The 15,054-nt window shown below is 70.0% G+C and carries 18 protein-coding genes and 1 pseudogene; 12 read left to right on the forward strand and 7 right to left on the reverse strand.

The features are described from left to right. The first annotated feature begins 289 nt into the window (after positions 1-289). Both IE244_RS02640 and IE244_RS02645 read left to right on the forward strand, forming a co-directional pair. Positions 290-718 (forward strand): hypothetical protein, encoded by a 429-nt coding sequence (locus IE244_RS02640; protein WP_191870961.1) that lies wholly within the window; start codon positions 290-292, stop codon positions 716-718. Next, positions 715-1,569, forward strand: a complete 855-nt coding sequence (locus IE244_RS02645; RefSeq protein WP_191870962.1) for a hypothetical protein — start codon at positions 715-717, stop codon at positions 1,567-1,569. The genes IE244_RS02640 and IE244_RS02645 overlap by 4 nt, the downstream gene beginning before the upstream one ends. Before the next feature lie 18 nt (positions 1,570-1,587). On the opposite strand, the gene IE244_RS02650 is transcribed toward IE244_RS02645, so the two are convergent. After that, positions 1,588-1,860: a DUF397 domain-containing protein gene (locus tag IE244_RS02650; protein ID WP_191870963.1), complete on the reverse strand. Its 273-nt coding sequence runs from the start codon at positions 1,858-1,860 to the stop codon at positions 1,588-1,590. Then, positions 1,842-2,675: a helix-turn-helix domain-containing protein gene (locus IE244_RS02655; RefSeq protein WP_191870964.1), complete on the reverse strand. Its 834-nt coding sequence runs from the start codon at positions 2,673-2,675 to the stop codon at positions 1,842-1,844. The genes IE244_RS02650 and IE244_RS02655 overlap by 19 nt, the downstream gene beginning before the upstream one ends. A 145-nt stretch (positions 2,676-2,820) precedes the next feature. On the opposite strand from IE244_RS02655, the gene IE244_RS02660 reads away from it, so the two are divergent. From IE244_RS02660 to IE244_RS02690, 7 genes and pseudogenes are all read left to right on the forward strand, one after another. Continuing rightward, entirely contained in the window at positions 2,821-3,018 is a 198-nt protein-coding gene (locus IE244_RS02660; protein ID WP_191871402.1) for a hypothetical protein, read from the forward strand. Then, complete coding sequence (locus IE244_RS02665; protein ID WP_191870965.1) at positions 3,015-3,230, forward strand: hypothetical protein; 216 nt, start codon at positions 3,015-3,017, stop codon at positions 3,228-3,230. Before IE244_RS02660 ends, IE244_RS02665 begins: the two co-directional genes overlap by 4 nt. A gap of 98 nt (positions 3,231-3,328) precedes the next feature. Continuing rightward, entirely contained in the window at positions 3,329-3,760 is a 432-nt protein-coding gene (locus IE244_RS02670) for a hypothetical protein (protein WP_191870966.1), read from the forward strand. Next, positions 3,747-5,291, forward strand: a complete 1,545-nt coding sequence (locus tag IE244_RS02675; protein WP_191870967.1) for a caspase family protein — start codon at positions 3,747-3,749, stop codon at positions 5,289-5,291. Before IE244_RS02670 ends, IE244_RS02675 begins: the two co-directional genes overlap by 14 nt. Continuing rightward, entirely contained in the window at positions 5,288-6,034 is a 747-nt protein-coding gene (gene recO / locus IE244_RS02680; protein WP_014672589.1) for a DNA repair protein RecO, read from the forward strand. The genes IE244_RS02675 and recO overlap by 4 nt, the downstream gene beginning before the upstream one ends. Positions 6,035-6,052: 18 nt before the next feature. Beyond that, a complete protein-coding gene (locus tag IE244_RS02685; protein ID WP_191870968.1) occupies positions 6,053-6,901 on the forward strand; it encodes an isoprenyl transferase in 849 nt (282 codons plus the stop codon). A gap of 11 nt (positions 6,902-6,912) precedes the next feature. Then, a pseudogene (locus IE244_RS02690) lies at positions 6,913-7,979 on the forward strand (histidine-type phosphatase); the annotation flags it as partial. Positions 7,980-8,000: 21 nt separating this feature from the next. Here the strand turns inward: IE244_RS02690 and IE244_RS02695 are convergent. The 4 genes from IE244_RS02695 to IE244_RS02710 form a co-directional block, all read right to left on the reverse strand. Next, positions 8,001-8,411, reverse strand: a complete 411-nt coding sequence (locus tag IE244_RS02695) for a Fur family transcriptional regulator (protein WP_031158904.1) — start codon at positions 8,409-8,411, stop codon at positions 8,001-8,003. A gap of 63 nt (positions 8,412-8,474) precedes the next feature. After that, entirely contained in the window at positions 8,475-9,377 is a 903-nt protein-coding gene (locus IE244_RS02700; protein ID WP_191870969.1) for a metal ABC transporter permease, read from the reverse strand. A 15-nt stretch (positions 9,378-9,392) separates the two neighbouring features. After that, the gene (locus IE244_RS02705; RefSeq protein ID WP_191870970.1) at positions 9,393-10,172 is read right to left on the reverse strand and encodes a metal ABC transporter ATP-binding protein; all 780 of its coding nucleotides are present in this window, start codon (positions 10,170-10,172) and stop codon (positions 9,393-9,395) included. Between the two features lie 17 nt (positions 10,173-10,189). Continuing rightward, on the reverse strand, positions 10,190-11,149 hold the full coding sequence (locus tag IE244_RS02710; RefSeq protein ID WP_191870971.1) for a metal ABC transporter substrate-binding protein: 960 nt from the start codon (positions 11,147-11,149) through the stop codon (positions 10,190-10,192). Between the two features lie 161 nt (positions 11,150-11,310). Between IE244_RS02710 and IE244_RS02715 the strand changes: the two genes are divergently transcribed. The 3 genes from IE244_RS02715 to IE244_RS02725 all read left to right on the forward strand — a co-directional run bounded on the left by IE244_RS02715 (position 11,311) and on the right by IE244_RS02725 (position 14,526). After that, positions 11,311-12,693, forward strand: a complete 1,383-nt coding sequence (locus IE244_RS02715) for a glycine--tRNA ligase (RefSeq protein WP_031158912.1) — start codon at positions 11,311-11,313, stop codon at positions 12,691-12,693. Positions 12,694-12,892: 199 nt separating this feature from the next. Beyond that, positions 12,893-13,903, forward strand: a complete 1,011-nt coding sequence (locus tag IE244_RS02720) for an aldo/keto reductase (RefSeq protein WP_191870972.1) — start codon at positions 12,893-12,895, stop codon at positions 13,901-13,903. 26 nt (positions 13,904-13,929) lie between these two features. Beyond that, complete coding sequence (locus IE244_RS02725) at positions 13,930-14,526, forward strand: TetR family transcriptional regulator (RefSeq protein ID WP_191870973.1); 597 nt, start codon at positions 13,930-13,932, stop codon at positions 14,524-14,526. Here IE244_RS02725 and IE244_RS02730 read toward each other — a convergent pair. Beyond that, positions 14,507-14,941 (reverse strand): hypothetical protein, encoded by a 435-nt coding sequence (locus IE244_RS02730; protein ID WP_191870974.1) that lies wholly within the window; start codon positions 14,939-14,941, stop codon positions 14,507-14,509. The genes IE244_RS02725 and IE244_RS02730 overlap by 20 nt on opposite strands. Positions 14,942-15,054: the final 113 nt, after the last annotated feature.

Here is a 15,054-nt window from a genome sequence, read left to right on the forward strand (position 1 = left end):
ACGCACGGGTCCTCCAGCGAGGTCGGGGAAGGGGGAGGAGAGGAGGTACGACGTCCTATGTCCGGTTGGTCAGCGACCATAGGAGGGCCCCAAGGGGTGGTCAAGAGCACGCACACGAATGGCGTAGCCACCACAGGTCGCACCAATGGTGCCCCGGGAGGCGGCTCGGTCCGCACCGTCGCCTCCCTGCCTTCCCCCACGCCTGTGCCAGGAGTCAACTCCGTGCTGGTGTAACGCAGTTACGGCTTATGATGTCGCGTCTACGACAGCAAGAGAGAAGGGTCTGCGCGTGGACGCAGAGCTGATGACGCTCGCCTCGACGGCCGGTACGACCGTGGTCACGCTGCTGACCACCGATGCCTGGGAGAGGGCCAGGACAGCGGTCGCCGCCCTGTGGGGACGGGCTGTTCCCGACCGGGTGGACACCGTCGAGGCCGAGCTGCTGGAAACACGGGACCTGCTGCTCGGCACGGGCGAGCAGACCGGTTCCGGTACGCCCGGATTCGACGAGGGGATCGCCGAGTGGCGCGGCAAGTTCCGTCGGCTGCTCCACACGCGACCGGAGCTCGCCCAGGAGCTGCGCCGCATCCTCGACGAGGAACTGACCCCCGCGCTGCCCGCGCCGGCTCCGGCCGCACCCGTCGTCTTCCACGCCAACCCGACCGGAAACGCCCGCGTCTACCAGGCCGGTCGTGACCAGAACTTCCACGAGCGATGACCGAGAGACCGTCACCCACCGAGGGGCCCGTCCCGTCCGCGTCCTTCGACTCCTCCCCGTCGGACACCGGGCGGGCCTATCAGGCCGCCGGGAACCAGCACTTCCACGAGCACCACTACCACGGGCCGGTGACCCACCCCACCCCCGCCGCGGCGGCCCGCCCGGCCAGGGGCAGGTTCGCACTGCTCGGGGGTGCCTCCGCCGCCGTCCTGCTGGCCGCGGTGGCCGGCGGTGGCACATGGCTGTGGATGAGTCACCAGTCGTCCGGCGTCACCGCGGGCGGCAAGGCCCCGCACTCCGCGGGACCGTCCGCCGCCGGCTCGTCCTCGGCCTCCCCCTCCGCGAAGAGGCGCAGCGCCGCACCCGAGACCGGCGCCGCCACGGGGCACTCCGCCCCACCGGCGGACGCGATCCCCGACGCACAGAGCTCCGCCCCCGTGCCGACCGCCCCGCCGAACCCGGCGGATCCCAGGAACTGCCGGGCCTGGTTCACGTTGCGGGAGATGCCCGACGTCAAGGTACGGCCCTGTTGGCGGCGCGACGGCTCACGCGTCTACATGATCGGGGAATGGCAGGCCACACAGGGCGCGGAAACGGTGGACGTCTACCTCTGGCTGAAGGACGCGAGTGGCAAAGCGGTCTACCCGGGGACCCAGCCCCTCGCCTACCTCGGTATGGGCGCCTACCCCGCGGACTCGGCGGCGCAGCAGTGGAGACAGGAGGAGGTGGGCATCAACCTGGTCCGGAGAGCCAAGTACACGGTGTGTCTGAGCGTGTACCACGCCGGTTCCGCCAAGCCGAACATCACGAACTCGGCCGTGAGCGGTGTCCAGAAGGACTTCACCTACTGACCGGCGGCGGGCGGTGGCTCAGGGTGCCAGGGCGCCGATGAACTCCGCCCACGCGGACGCCCCGATCACGAGCACCGCACCACCGGGCACCTTGCTGTCCCGGACGGGCACGACACCGGGGACCCCGTCGGCGACCTCGACGCAGCTGCCGCCCTCGCCGTTGCTGTAGCTGCTCTTGCGCCAGCGGGCGGCGCCGGGGAAGTCGTACGCGACCTCGACGCAGTTGCCGCCCTCGCCGTTGCTGTAGCTGCTCTTGCGCCAACGTGCGTTGCTCAGGTCGTACTCGCGCATCGTCTGTGGTCCTCAGCCGCCGACTCGATCAGGGCCAGGGACGCCTTCGGCGACAGCGCGGCGACCCTGAGCAGATCGTAGGCGCGCTGTGCTCGCTTCACCACAGCCGGATCGTCCATCAACATCCCCGAAAACGACGTCTCTGTATAGGCGACGGGCGGCGCGTCCTCGAAGTCCATGAGCCGCAAGTCACCTGTCATCGATGCGTGTGCCCCCGCTGTGTACGGCATCACCGTCACCCACACCGTCCGCTCCCGCATCAGCCTCGCGATGTGGTCCAGTTGCTCCGCCATCTCCCGTCGGCCACCCACCGGGACACCCAGGACGTTCTTGTGCAGGATCACCCAATACTCAGGCCTTGCAGCGTCCTTGAGGATGTGCGCCCGTTCCAGTCGAGCCGTGACGATGTCCGCGACGTACTCGTCCGTGACGAACGGGTTGGCGGCGAGTGTGACCGCCTCCGCGTAGTCCTTCGTCTGGAGCAGGCCCGGCACCACGGTGGGCGCGAACTCGCAGATCCGCGTGGCCACCCGCTCCAGCTCCACGACCTCCGCGAAGTACTCCGCGTACCGCCGGTCGTCGATCAGCTTTCTGCACAGCCGCTCGAAAATACCGTCGGTTTGCAGGACCTCGTCGATCCGCTGGGCGATATCCAGCTGAGGTTTTCGAATGGCCTGCTCGAACTGTCCGATGTAAGCGCCGGAGACGAAGACGCGTGCCGCCAGCTCCACCTGGGTGAATCCGGCGTCTTCCCGGCGCCTCTTCAGCTCCGTGCCGAAGAACTCCCACACCGCCTGCCGCGAACCGCTGGCCATGGCCAACCCCCTTGGTCTGCCTCGTGCTTGTAGGGCGCAGACTCCTGGCGAGTGTAGTGGCGGAGAGTCACTCTGGGTGTGCGAAGCGTGAAACTCCAAAAGGAAGGGGAGCACGGTGAAGGCGCGACGGACCACACACTCGGCATTGTGTGTCGAAGAGGCGGAGGACACCTTGGAGGAATTGCGGTCGGCTTTCAGGAAGGCCGGGATCGTGCTGCCGTCACTCGGGCTGGACCCGGTGAGTCTCGCGCGGGAGGCGCCCTGTCCGCTGGTCGAACTGGGCCGGTGTTCCGTGGACACCGCACGGCGGCTCGCGGCCGTCCTGACGGGGATGGCGCGGTGAAGCCGCCCGTCGGCAGCCACGTGATGGACACCCGTACCGGCAAGGTCGGCATCGTCATGGGGCACGAGGGGCCGTACGTGCAGTTGAGACCGTACGGCGGCGGGCGGGAGTGGGACGCGGAGCCGGGCGCGCTGCGCACCGCCACCCCCGCCGAGCGGCTGAGCGCGGCGACCGCGCACGCCAACGCCCGAAGCCGCGGCGAGCTGCTCTAGCCATCTCCCCAGATATCAAGACATGCGTGGCGGGCACGCCCTACATTGAGCCGAGCCGCTCGGGGGAGCGGCCGGGGGTATGTGGAGGGGGCTCACGCATGGAGATACGAGTCAGGGTCGCGCGCGTCCGTCCGTCCGGCGACGGCGTGACCGGTGAGTGGAGTGACACCGCGGGGTGGACGGAGTCGTTCGCCGACTGGGTCGCCGAGGACCGCCGGCTCGGCCGGTCGGCCGTCATGCGGCGGGTGCGCGTCTCGCCCGCCGACGGCGCCATGTCCTCGGACCCGATGTACTGGATCAGCTTCGCCGAGGCCTCCGGTTCCTTCCTGACCGGGGTGATCGGACTGTGGGCCGCGTTCCGCCCCGCGCTGCCCCGGCGGGAACGGGAGACCGCACGACTCGTGGTGGAGTGCGGCGGAAGGCGCTACGTCATCAACGAGGAGACGCAGGAGGACGCGATCCGGGTGGCACGGGAACTGGGTCTCGTGCCGACGCAGGACGAGGAGACGCCCGGCCGTGCTCCTTCCTGACCCGCGACGAAGCCACGCCGTCCTCGTCGGTGTGCACGACTACCGGCATCTCACTCCGCTGCCCGGTGTGGCATCCGGTGTCGACAGACTGGCCGATCTGCTGCGCGACCCCACCGTCTGGGGCCTGCCCGGGGACAACGTCACCGTCCTTCGCGGCCGGGTCTCCGCGGACCGCATCCTTGAGGCGGTCCGCGACGCGGGGGAGGCGACGACCGACACGCTGCTCGTCTACTTCGCGGGTCACGGCCTGCGGGAGCTCAGAGGCAGAGAGCTGTACCTGGCACTGGCCGATGCCGACATGGACCACCTGACGATCGGGACGCTGCCCTACGCGGAGTTGCTCGGCATGGTCATGCACGAGGAATCTCCCGTACGCCGCCCCATGGTGTTCCTGGACTGCTGCTACAGCGGCCTGGCCACGTCCATGAGCGGCGGTTCCGCCGCCGTCCTGGAGCGCTACGACCTGGTGAACCTGGTGGTCGAGCGTGAGGCGGGTGAAAGCGGTCCGGACGGCGACACGGACTTCGGCGGCTACGTGATGACGTCGGCGTCGGGCACGGAACCGTCGTACACGCCGGCCGGAAGTCATCCACTGTTCACCGGCGCACTGATCGACGTCCTGGAGAAGGGCATCCCCGGGGCGGGCCCGACGCTGAGTGTCCACGACGTCTGGTGGCACATCCGGCAGCAGTGCATCGGCTCCACGCCCCAGTACAAGGCGCTCAACAGGAGGGAGAGGGACCCCTGGGTGCGCAACCGTGCCGTCGCGGCCCGGCCCGTCAGGGCCCGGCCGGCGGTGGGGGAGGCTCGGTACGCGATGCGGGACACCCGGGACGCCGTACCGCGTCGGCGCGTTCGTCCCGTCGAGCCGGACCCGGCGCCTCCTCCGGTCGCCGGACCCGATGAACTCCGGTTCCGCACCGTCAAGGGCGGGGGGTACCGGATCGGAGCGGCCAAGGCGCGGATGGACGGCGTCCTCGCGGCAGTCGAAGATCCCCGCCTCGGCTGGCAGGCCGTGCCACCCCACTTCCCCACCGTGGCGGGCAGGTGGTTCTGGGGATGGGACATGGAGGAGGTCGACGCCTACGTCGAATGGCATCGCGCCCGGCCGACGGAGTTCATCGACGCCCTGCGCCTGCTCCTGGCACGGGAGGGCTTCACCGTCGTACCCGACGGCCGCCCCCTGATCGGACAGCTCAACTCGACCTACGCCAAGAAGGGAGCGATGACCTTCACGCGGACCCACCTGTGTCTGAAGTCCTCCGGCGCCCAGATGAGCATCCCCTACTCCGGGCTGCAGGACGTGGTCCTGGCCACCTCGCACGAGGAGTACGACACCGGTGTGGCCAATGATCAGACAGTGTTCCTGGAGACGACCACCGTCTTCATCACCCGGGTCACCCACGGACACCGCACCCTGGAGTTCAGGGAGAACTCCACGACGGCGGTGCAGACGGCACTGCGCGTGTTCCTGCGCGCGGTCGAGGATCTGCGCGGGCGCCACCCGGAGTGGTTCAGAATGGATCCATGAGTCTGTTCCGCGACGACGGCATCGTGCTGCGCACCCAGAAGCTGGGTGAGGCGGACCGGATCATCACGCTGCTCACGCGGGGTCACGGCCGGGTACGGGCCGTGGCGCGCGGGGTGCGGCGTACCAAGTCGAAGTTCGGGGCCCGGCTGGAACCCTTCTCCCATGTCGACGTGCAGTTCTTCGCGCGGGGGAGTGAGCTGGTCGGGCGCGGTCTGCCGCTGTGCACGCAGAGCGAGACCATCGCGCCGTACGGTGGCGGGATCGTGACCGACTACGCCCGGTACACCGCAGGGACGGCCATGCTGGAGACGGCCGAGCGGTTCACCGACCATGAGGGCGAGCCGGCCGTGCAGCAGTACCTGCTGCTCGTCGGGGCGCTGCGGACGCTCGCCCGGGGGGAACACGCCCCCCATCTCGTGCTCGACGCCTTTCTGCTGCGCTCCCTCGCCGTCAACGGGTACGCCCCGAGTTTCGGCGACTGCGCGAAGTGCGGGATGCCCGGACCGAACCGGTTCTTCTCCGTGGCCTCGGGCGGGTCCGTCTGCGTCGACTGCCGGGTGCCCGGGAGTGTCGTACCGTCGCCGCAGACCCTGGTACTGCTCGGGGCGCTGCTTACGGGAGACTGGGAGACGGCGGACGCCTGCGAGGCCCGGTACGTCCGCGAGGGCAGCGGGCTGGTGTCCGCCTACCTGCACTGGCATCTGGAGCGCGGACTGCGTTCGCTCAGGTACGTCGAGAAGTAAGAGGGAGACGAGAAGCACATGGTCGTACGCGGGATCCTGGGGCGCCAGCGGCGCGAGTACAAGGCGCCGGAGCCGCACCCGTCCGGTGCGCGTGCGCCGAGGCTGCCGGGTGAACTCGTCCCCAACCACGTGGCGATCGTCATGGACGGCAACGGGCGGTGGGCCAAGGAGCGGGGCCTGCCGCGCACGGAAGGCCACAAGGTGGGCGCCGAGCGGGTGCTCGACGTCCTCCAGGGCTCCATCGAGATCGGTGTGCGCAACATCTCCCTGTACGCCTTCTCCACCGAGAACTGGAAGCGGTCGCCCGACGAGGTCCGCTTCCTGATGAACTTCAACCGGGACTTCATCCGGAAGACCCGCGACCAGCTCGACGGGCTCGGCATCCGGGTGCGCTGGGTGGGGCGCATGCCCAGGCTGTGGAAGTCGGTCGCCAAGGAGCTGCAGGTCGCCCAGGAGCAGACCAAGGACAACGACCTGCTCACGCTGTACTTCTGCATGAACTACGGCGGCCGGGCCGAGCTCGCCGACGCGGCGAAGGCACTGGCCGAGGACGTGAAGGCGGGCCGGCTGGACCCGGGGAAGGTCAGCGAGAAGACCATCCAGAAGTACCTGTACTACCCGGACATGCCGGACGTGGACCTGTTCCTGCGCCCCAGCGGGGAGCAGCGCACCTCCAACTACCTGCTCTGGCAGAGCGCGTACGCCGAGATGGTCTTCCAGGACGTGCTGTGGCCCGACTTCGACCGCCGTGACCTGTGGCGGGCCTGCGTCGAGTTCGCCTCCCGGGACCGGCGGTTCGGCGGTGCCGTCCCGAACGAGGAACTCCTCGCGATGGAAGCCGCGATGAGGGGTGACTCCACCTCGTAGCCACCGGGCCCCCGGTCGGCTTCGAGCCCGTCTTCACCGAGAACGTCTCGCGGCACGGCTCCCGTGCGGCGACGGACGGCGGGGACGCCGAGCTGATCCTCGCGCTGTGGGACAAGGCGCAGGAACAGGACCAACTCACCTCGAAGGGTGAGGAGTTCGGGCCGCAGGTGCGGTCGCTGACGGCCGCGATGGAGCAGGTCGGGTACGGCAACCTCAGCGGGCGCGGGTGGCAGGAGATGCGGGACACGGCGACGCGCCTGGAGCACCGGCTGCCCACCCTGTTCGCGCAGATCGCCGGCCAGGGCGAGAAGATCGACGTGGTCAGCTCCGGGCAGGGGCGGGCCGTCGACAGCGCCGGGGAGTTCACCGGGGCGCTCGCCGCGGCCGACCCGGCGCTGAAGCCGCTGATCGGGCAGACCCGCACCGACAGGGACCTGCTGTACTTCCACAAGGCGGCGGGCGGTGCGGCGTACCGCGACTACCTCGCGAACGACCAGCGGCTCAAGGACACCCTGAACGCGATCACCGACCAGCCCCGGACGCACGAGGCCGCGCGCGCCGTCCTGCGGCGGATCCTCAAGGAGCCGTTCACCGACCGGATCACCGACCAGACCGGCGCCGCCCAAGCCGTCTACGACCTGTACGCCCTTCTACGAGAAGGGTCCCGGGTTCTCCGACAGCGACATCACCTACCGGATGGCGGACGTCCTGCTGGACGACTTCTTCCGGCAGGCTGAGGCCAAGCGGGCGGGGACCAGCGATCTCGGGGCCGAACTGCGCTTCACCCACGCCGAGGAGATCATTCCGCTGGCCGCGCTGATGGGGCTGCCGGGCAGCACGGAACCGGCCACGCCGGGGGAGCCGTACACGTACGGCGACGATTCCTGGCGGGGCGCGGCGGTTGCTCCCCTGGGGGCGAACATCCAGTGGGACGTGTTCAGGAAGGGCGAGCGGTACCTGGTCCGCATGTCTCTACAACGAGCAGGAGACGGCCTTCAGGACAGGATGCCGTCCGATCGCCGAAGGCAGCGCGTTCTACGACCTCGACGAACTGGAGCGGTGCTTCGGGCGCGGCTGACGCCGGGGCACCCCCGGGGGATCAGCCCCCGGCACAGTCGGCGCACGTGCCGAAGATCTCCACCGTGTGCGCCACGTTGACGTAGCCGTGCTCCGCCGCGATCGCCTCGGCCCACTTCTCCACGGCCGGGCCCTCCACCTCCACCGCCTTGCCGCAGGTGCGGCAGACCAGGTGGTGGTGGTGTTCGCCGGAGGAGCAGCGGCGGTAGACGGACTCGCCGTCGGAGGTGCGCAGGACGTCCACCTCGCCGGCCTCGGCGAGGGACTGCAGCGTGCGGTAGACGGTGGTGAGCCCGACCGAGTCGCCCTTGTGCTTGAGCATGTCGTGCAGTTCCTGCGCGCTGCGGAACTCCTCGACCTCGTCCAGGGCCGCCGCCACGGCTGCCCGCTGGCGGGTCGCGCGGCCCTTCACAGGCGGTCCAGCGGTCGTCACCCTTGCCTCCTCACGTCTCGCTTCTGCCCGGGCGGCCATTGTGCCAGCCCGGGCCGTCAGCGGTCAGACGCCGATCTCCTCCCCGGTCCCTCGCATGGCCGGAATCGTGCACTCGGCCGGGTCCCCGGCGGGGTGTGCGGCGGCCGCCGCGCGGGCGCGTCGGCGGGCCAGCGGGGTGGCCAGGGCCGTGAACGCCACGAACGCGGCGATGGTCAGCAGGACGATCGTCGCGCCGGGCGGGACGTCCTGGTAGTACGAGGTGATCGTGCCGCTGACCGCCACGCCGACGCCGAGGGCGACGGCGATCGCGAAGGTCACCGCGAAGCTGCGGCTGAGCTGCTGTGCGGCGGCGACCGGCACCACCATGAGCGCGGAGACCAGGATCAGGCCGACCACCCGCATGGCGACGGTGACCGTGACGGCCGCGGTGACCGCGATGAGCAGGTTCAGGGCGCGCACCGGCAGCCCGGTGACCCGCGCGAACTCCTCGTCCTGGCTGACCGCGAACAGCTGGCGGCGCAGCCCGAGGGTGACCACGACGACGAACGCCGCGAGCACCGTGATCGCCGTGATGTCCGACGGGGAGACCGTCGACAGGGAGCCGAACAGGTACGAGGTCAGGTTCGCGTTGGACCCCCCGGGCGCGAGGTTGACGAACATCACGCCGCCGGCCATGCCGCCGTAGAAGAGCATCGCCAGGGCGATGTCGCCGCGGGTCTTGCCGTACCAGCGGATCAGTTCCATCAGCACCGAGCCGAGCGCGGAGACGGCGGTGGCCATCCACACGGGCGAGGCGTGCAGCAGGAAGCCGAGGCCGACACCGGTCATCGCCACGTGTCCGATGCCGTCGCCCATCAGGGGCTGGCGGCGCTGGACGAGGTAGATGCCGATCGCGGGCGCGGTGATGCCGACCAGGACGGCCGCGATGAGCGCCCGTTGCATGAAGGCGTAGTTCAGGAGGTCCATCAGCTCACAGGCCCCTCAGCTCAGCAGTCCGGTGCGGACCGGTTCGGTGTCCGCGGGTGCGTGCGGGTGTACGTGGTCGTGGCCGGGCAGGGCGTGCTGGCCGACCGCGTGCGGCGGCGGGCCGTCGTGCAGGACGCAGCCGTCGCGCAGCACGACCGCCCGGTCGATCAGGGGCTCCAGGGGCCCGAGTTCATGCAGGACCAGCAGGACCGTCGTACCGGCGACCACCTGCTCGCGCAGGGTCCGGGCGAGCACCTCCTGGCTGGCCAGGTCCACGCCCGCCATCGGCTCGTCCATGATCAGCAGTTCGGGCTCGGCGACCAGCGCGCGGGCGATCAGCACCCGCTGGTGCTGGCCGCCCGAGAGGGCGTTCACTGAGTCCCTGGCGCGGTCGGCCATGCCGACCAGTTCCAGGGCCCGGCGCACGGCCGCCCGGTCGGCCCGGCGGAACACACCGAAGCGGGTGCGGGAGAGCCGGCCCGAGGAGACCACCTCGGTGACCGTCGCAGGGACGCCGCCCGCGGCCGTGGTGCGCTGCGGTACGTAGCCCACGCGCGCCCATGCGCGGAAGGCGCGGCGCGGGGTGCCGAACAGCTCGATGGTGCCGCCGCTGACCGGTACCTGGCCGATGATCGTGCGGATCGCCGTGGACTTTCCGGAGCCGTTGGCGCCGAGCAGCGCGACGACCTCGCCGCGGCCGACGGTGAGGTCGATACCGCGCAGTACGGGGCGCGCGCCGAGTTCGGCGGTGACCCCGCGCAGGGCTATGACGGGTTCGCTGGGCCCACTGGTCATCTCGTCTCCCGTGCTGCTCATTCGGTGCCCAGCGCCTGCTGGAGCGCCTTGAGGTTGGCCTGCTGGACGGAGAAGTAGTCCTTGCCGCGGGACTTGGCGGTGATGCCCTCGATCGGGTCCAGGACGTCCGTCCTCAGACCGGAGTCGTCGGCGAGGGTCTTCGCGGTCTTGTCGCTGACGAGCGTCTCGTAGAAGACGGTGGAGACGCCGTCGGTCTTCGCCGTCCGCTCCAGGTCCTTCACGCGTGCGGCGCTGGGCTCGGACTCGGGGTCGAGGCCGTTGATGGCCTCCTCGGTCAGGCCGTAGCGCTCGGCGAGATAGCCGAAGGCGGCGTGGGTGGTGACGAAGACCTTGGTCCTCGTGTGCGCCAGGCCGTCCCGGAACTGCCGGTCCAGGCCGTTCAGCCGCGCGACCAGGGCGGCGGTGTTCTTCTTGTAGTCGGCGGCGTGCTCGGGGTCGGCCTTCTCGAAGGCCTTGCCGACCCCCTGGGCGACCTGGGCGTAGCGCACCGGGTCGAGCCAGATGTGCGGGTCCTTGCCGCCGGCCTCCTCGCCCTGGTGGGTGTCGTGCGCGGCCGCGTGGCCGCCGACCTCGTTGCCGTGCTCCTCCAGCGTGGTCAGCGAGGCCGCGTCGATCTTCGTCCGCACCGGGGACTGGGCCACCGCGTCGTCGACGGAGGGCTGGAGGTTCTTCAGGTACAGCACGGCGTCGGAGTCCTGGAGCATCGCGATCTGCCGGGGGCTGATCTCCAGGTCGTGCGGTTCCTGGCCGGGGGTGGTCAGACTGGTGACGTGGACGTGGTCCCCGCCGATGCGCTCGGCGAGGAAGGCCATCGGATAGAACGACGCGACGACGTCGAACCTGTCCGTGTTGGCCGCGGCCGCCGTGCCCCCGGAGCAGCCGGTGAGGGTGCCGAGGCCGAGGGCGGTCACGGCGGTGGCCGCGACGGCGGGTATGAGGCGTCGTCGTACGTTCATGACAGTCATTTTCAACAAAAATGGAAACCGTTGTCAACAACGGTCCGGGGTGGTGCGGGAGCGGGGGACGATTTGGTCGTGGGGGAGCCTGCGCCGGTAACCTGAATCATTCGCTGGAAGCATCTCGCTTCAACGCCCGTCGTCGTAATGAAGAGAGCACCGTGGCCGCCGACAAGATCGACACCATCGTCAGCCTGAGCAAGCGCCGTGGCTTGGTTTTCCCGTGCAGTGAGATCTACGGCGGACAGCGTGCCGCCTGGGACTACGGGCCGCTGGGTGTCGAGCTCAAGGAGAACATCAAGCGTCAGTGGTGGCGCTACATGGTGACGTCGCGCGAGGACGTGGTCGGCATCGACTCGTCCGTCATCCTGGCCCCCGAGGTCTGGGTCGCTTCCGGCCACGTCGCCACCTTCACGGACCCGCTGACCGAGTGCACCGCGTGCCACAAGCGGTTCCGCGCCGACCACCTGGAAGAGGCGTACGAGGAGAAGAAGGGTCACGCCCCGGCGAACGGTCTGGCCGACATCAACTGCCCCAACTGCGGCAACAAGGGCCAGTTCACCGAGCCCAAGCAGTTCTCGGGTCTGCTGTCGACGCACCTCGGCCCGACGCAGGACAGCGGCTCGGTCGCCTACCTGCGCCCGGAGACCGCCCAGGGCATCTTCACCAACTTCGCCCAGGTGCAGACCACCTCGCGCCGCAAGCCGCCGTTCGGCATCGCGCAGATGGGCAAGTCCTTCCGCAACGAGATCACGCCCGGCAACTTCATCTTCCGCACCCGCGAGTTCGAGCAGATGGAGATGGAGTTCTTCGTCAAGCCGGGCGAGGACGAGAAGTGGCAGGAGTACTGGATGCAGCAGCGCTGGAACTGGTACACGGGCCTGGGCCTGCGCGAGGAGAACATGCGCTGGTACGAGCACCCGAAGGAGAAGCTCTCCCACTACTCCAAGCGCACCGCCGACATCGAGTACCGCTTCCGGTTCGGCGGCAGCGAGTGGGGCGAGCTGGAGGGTGTCGCCAACCGCACCGACTACGACCTCGGCGCCCACTCCAAGGCCTCCGGCCAGGACCTCTCCTACTTCGACCAGGAGGCCGGCGAGCGCTGGACGCCGTACGTCATCGAGCCGGCGGCGGGTGTCGGTCGCACCATGCTGGCCTTCCTGCTCGACGCCTACGTCGAGGACGAGGCGCCGAACGCCAAGGGCAAGATGGAGAAGCGGACCGTGCTGCGGCTCGACCACCGCCTCGCCCCGGTGAAGGTGGCCGTCCTCCCGCTGTCCCGCAACCCCGAGCTGTCGCCCAAGGCCAAGGGCCTCGCCCAGGCGCTGCGGCAGAACTGGAACATCGAGTTCGACGACGCCGGTGCCATCGGCCGCCGTTACCGCCGTCAGGACGAGATCGGTACGCCGTACTGCGTGACCGTCGACTTCGACACGCTGGAGGACAACGCCGTCACGGTGCGCGAGCGGGACTCCATGAAGCAGGAGCGCGTGTCGCTGGACCAGATCGAGGGGTACCTGGCCCAGCGCCTGCTCGGCTGCTGAGGCCTGAGGTAACGCTTCAGCCGCCCTTCGCCCACCCACCCATCCGACCCGTCGGCTGGGTGGGTGGGCTTTTTTGTGCCCAGCCCAGCCCGGCCGGCCTGGCCGGCCGGCCTGGCCGGCCGGCCAGGGACGCCCGGCGGGTTACAAAGATGGAATGACAGATATTGAAATCTGTCAGCTGTCATGGCAGGGTGAAGGCATGACGATGCGAACCCGAACCCTCGGAACCACCGGCCCCCAGGTCTCCGCCCTCGGCCTCGGCTGCATGGGCATGTCCGCGCTCTACGGCGACGCCGACCGCGCGGAGTCCATCGCGACCGTCCACGCCGCCCTGGAGGCGGGGGTCACCCTGCTGGACACCGGCGACTTCTACGCCATGGGACACAACGAGATGCTGATCGGCGAGGCCCTGCGCACCGCCCCGGCCGCCCGCCGCGAGCAGGCCCTGGTCAGCGTGAAGTTCGGCGCCCTGCGCGACCCGGACGGCAACTGGAGCGGCTACGACGGCCGCCCGGCCGCCGTGCGGAACTTCGCCGCCTACTCCCTGCAGCGCCTCGGCGTCGACCACATCGACGTCTACCGGATCGCCCGCCTCGACCCGGACGTGCCGATCGAGGAGACCGTCGGCGCGATCGCCGAACTGATCGAGAAGGGGTACGTCCGGCACGTCGGCCTGAGCGAGGTCGGCGCCGAGACCATCCGGCGGGCCGCCGCCACCGCCCCGGTCGCCGACCTGCAGATCGAGTACTCGCTGATCTCCCGCGGCATCGAGCGGGACATCCTGCCCACCACCCGTGAGCTGGGCATCGGCGTCACCGCGTACGGCGTCCTGTCGCGCGGGCTGATCTCGGGCCACTTCGCCCGCGACCGGCAACTGGCCGCGAACGACTTCCGCGCCCACTCGCCCCGCTTCCAGGGCGAGAACCTCCGGCACAACCTGAACCTGGTCGAGGCCCTGCGCAAGATCGCCGAGCAGAAGGGCGTGACGGTCGCGCAGACCGCGATCGCCTGGGTGCTCTCGCGCGGCGAGGACATCGTGCCCCTCGTCGGGGCCCGCACCCGCGAGCGGCTCGGCGAGTCGCTGGGCGCGCTGGACGTGACCCTGGACGCCGCCGAGCTGGCGGCGATCGAGGAGGCCGTACCGGCGGACGCGGCGGCCGGCGACCGGTACCCGACCGCGCAGCTGGCCCACCTCGACAGCGAGCGCTGACCGGGACGCCGGGTACGGTCTAGGGCATGGCACCGACCAGCGAGACCCTGACCGCCGAGCGCATCCTCGAAGCGACCGAGGAGGTGCTGCGCCGGCACGGCCCGGCCAAGGCCACCGTGGTCGACGTGGCCCGCGCGCTCGGCGTCAGCCACGGCAGCGTCTACCGGCACTTCCGCACCAAGGCGGCCCTGCGCGAAGCGGTCACCAAGCGCTGGCTGGACCGGACGTCGGAGAAACTCGCGGTCATCGTCGACCGGGACGAAAGCCCCGAGGAGCGGCTGCGCGCCTGGCTCGGGGCCCTGTTCGAGGCCAAGCGGCACAAGGCCGGGGACGACCCCGAACTCTTCGCCACGTACACGGTGCTGACCGACGAGAACGGCACGGTGGTCGGGGAGCACATCGCCGACCTGACCGCGCAGCTGACCCGGATCATCACGGCAGGGGCCGGGTCGGGCACCTTCCCGGTGCCCGACCCGGCCGCCGCGGCACGAGCCGTCTTCCAGGCCACCGGCCGTTTCCACGACCCCTGTCACGCCCGGGAATGGACCGCTCCCGGCGTCGACGAGGAGTTCACGGCCGTCGTGGACCTGCTGATACGGGGGCTCAGCTCACCTTCACGGTGACGGTGGGCGAGTGGACCTTTCCGTGCATCGTCGCGCTGGCGACGCGCAGCTTCTCCGTGCCCGTCGTGTTGAGCTTGGCGGTGAGGGCGTAGGAGCTGCCGGTCTTGACCTTGGCGGTCGCCTTCAGCGGGACCCACTTGCCGTTCTTCTCATGCTGGAGCACCAGCGGGGAACCGACTTTCAGGCCCTTGGTGCGGCCCGTGAACTTCACCGTGTCACCGGCCTTGACCGAGGTCTTGTCGGCCGTGATGGTGATCGATGCCATGGCGCTGGTGGGACTGCTGGTGGGACTGCCCTTGGGGCTGGGCTTGCTGGCGGCGAAGGCTCCGGCCGTCCCGCCGGAGAGCAACGCCACGGACAGGGCGCAAGCGCCCAGCGTACGGCCGTAGCGGTGGTGGCGGAGTACCGAGGTCATGTTCGTCTCCTGTCGCTCGATGAACCTTTCCCAGGCTGACCCGGCTCTGGGAAAGCGGCCACTCGAGACGGGCCGCAGCGCGCCCCTCGGTTGGGTAGGAGCGCAGGTCAAGC

Source organism: Streptomyces filipinensis, from assembly GCF_014649495.1.
GTDB classification, from domain to species: Bacteria; Actinomycetota; Actinomycetes; order Streptomycetales; family Streptomycetaceae; genus Streptomyces; species Streptomyces filipinensis.

Excerpts from the sequence above, each read along its gene's own strand:
- IE244_RS02655 (WP_191870964.1), bottom strand. The coding sequence starts at position 2,675 with ATGGCCAGCGGTTCGCGGCAGGCGGTGTGGGAGTTCTTCGGCACGGAG.
- IE244_RS02685 (WP_191870968.1), top strand. The coding sequence starts at position 6,053 with ATGGTCGTACGCGGGATCCTGGGGCGCCAGCGGCGCGAGTACAAGGCG.
- IE244_RS02670 (WP_191870966.1), top strand. The coding sequence starts at position 3,329 with ATGGAGATACGAGTCAGGGTCGCGCGCGTCCGTCCGTCCGGCGACGGC.
- recO (WP_014672589.1), top strand. The coding sequence starts at position 5,288 with ATGAGTCTGTTCCGCGACGACGGCATCGTGCTGCGCACCCAGAAGCTG.
- IE244_RS02730 (WP_191870974.1), bottom strand. The coding sequence starts at position 14,941 with ATGACCTCGGTACTCCGCCACCACCGCTACGGCCGTACGCTGGGCGCT.
- IE244_RS02720 (WP_191870972.1), top strand. The coding sequence starts at position 12,893 with ATGACGATGCGAACCCGAACCCTCGGAACCACCGGCCCCCAGGTCTCC.
- IE244_RS02725 (WP_191870973.1), top strand. The coding sequence starts at position 13,930 with ATGGCACCGACCAGCGAGACCCTGACCGCCGAGCGCATCCTCGAAGCG.
- IE244_RS02705 (WP_191870970.1), bottom strand. The coding sequence starts at position 10,172 with ATGACCAGTGGGCCCAGCGAACCCGTCATAGCCCTGCGCGGGGTCACC.
- IE244_RS02645 (WP_191870962.1), top strand. The coding sequence starts at position 715 with ATGACCGAGAGACCGTCACCCACCGAGGGGCCCGTCCCGTCCGCGTCC.
- IE244_RS02700 (WP_191870969.1), bottom strand. The coding sequence starts at position 9,377 with ATGGACCTCCTGAACTACGCCTTCATGCAACGGGCGCTCATCGCGGCC.
- IE244_RS02710 (WP_191870971.1), bottom strand. The coding sequence starts at position 11,149 with ATGAACGTACGACGACGCCTCATACCCGCCGTCGCGGCCACCGCCGTG.
- IE244_RS02650 (WP_191870963.1), bottom strand. The coding sequence starts at position 1,860 with ATGCGCGAGTACGACCTGAGCAACGCACGTTGGCGCAAGAGCAGCTAC.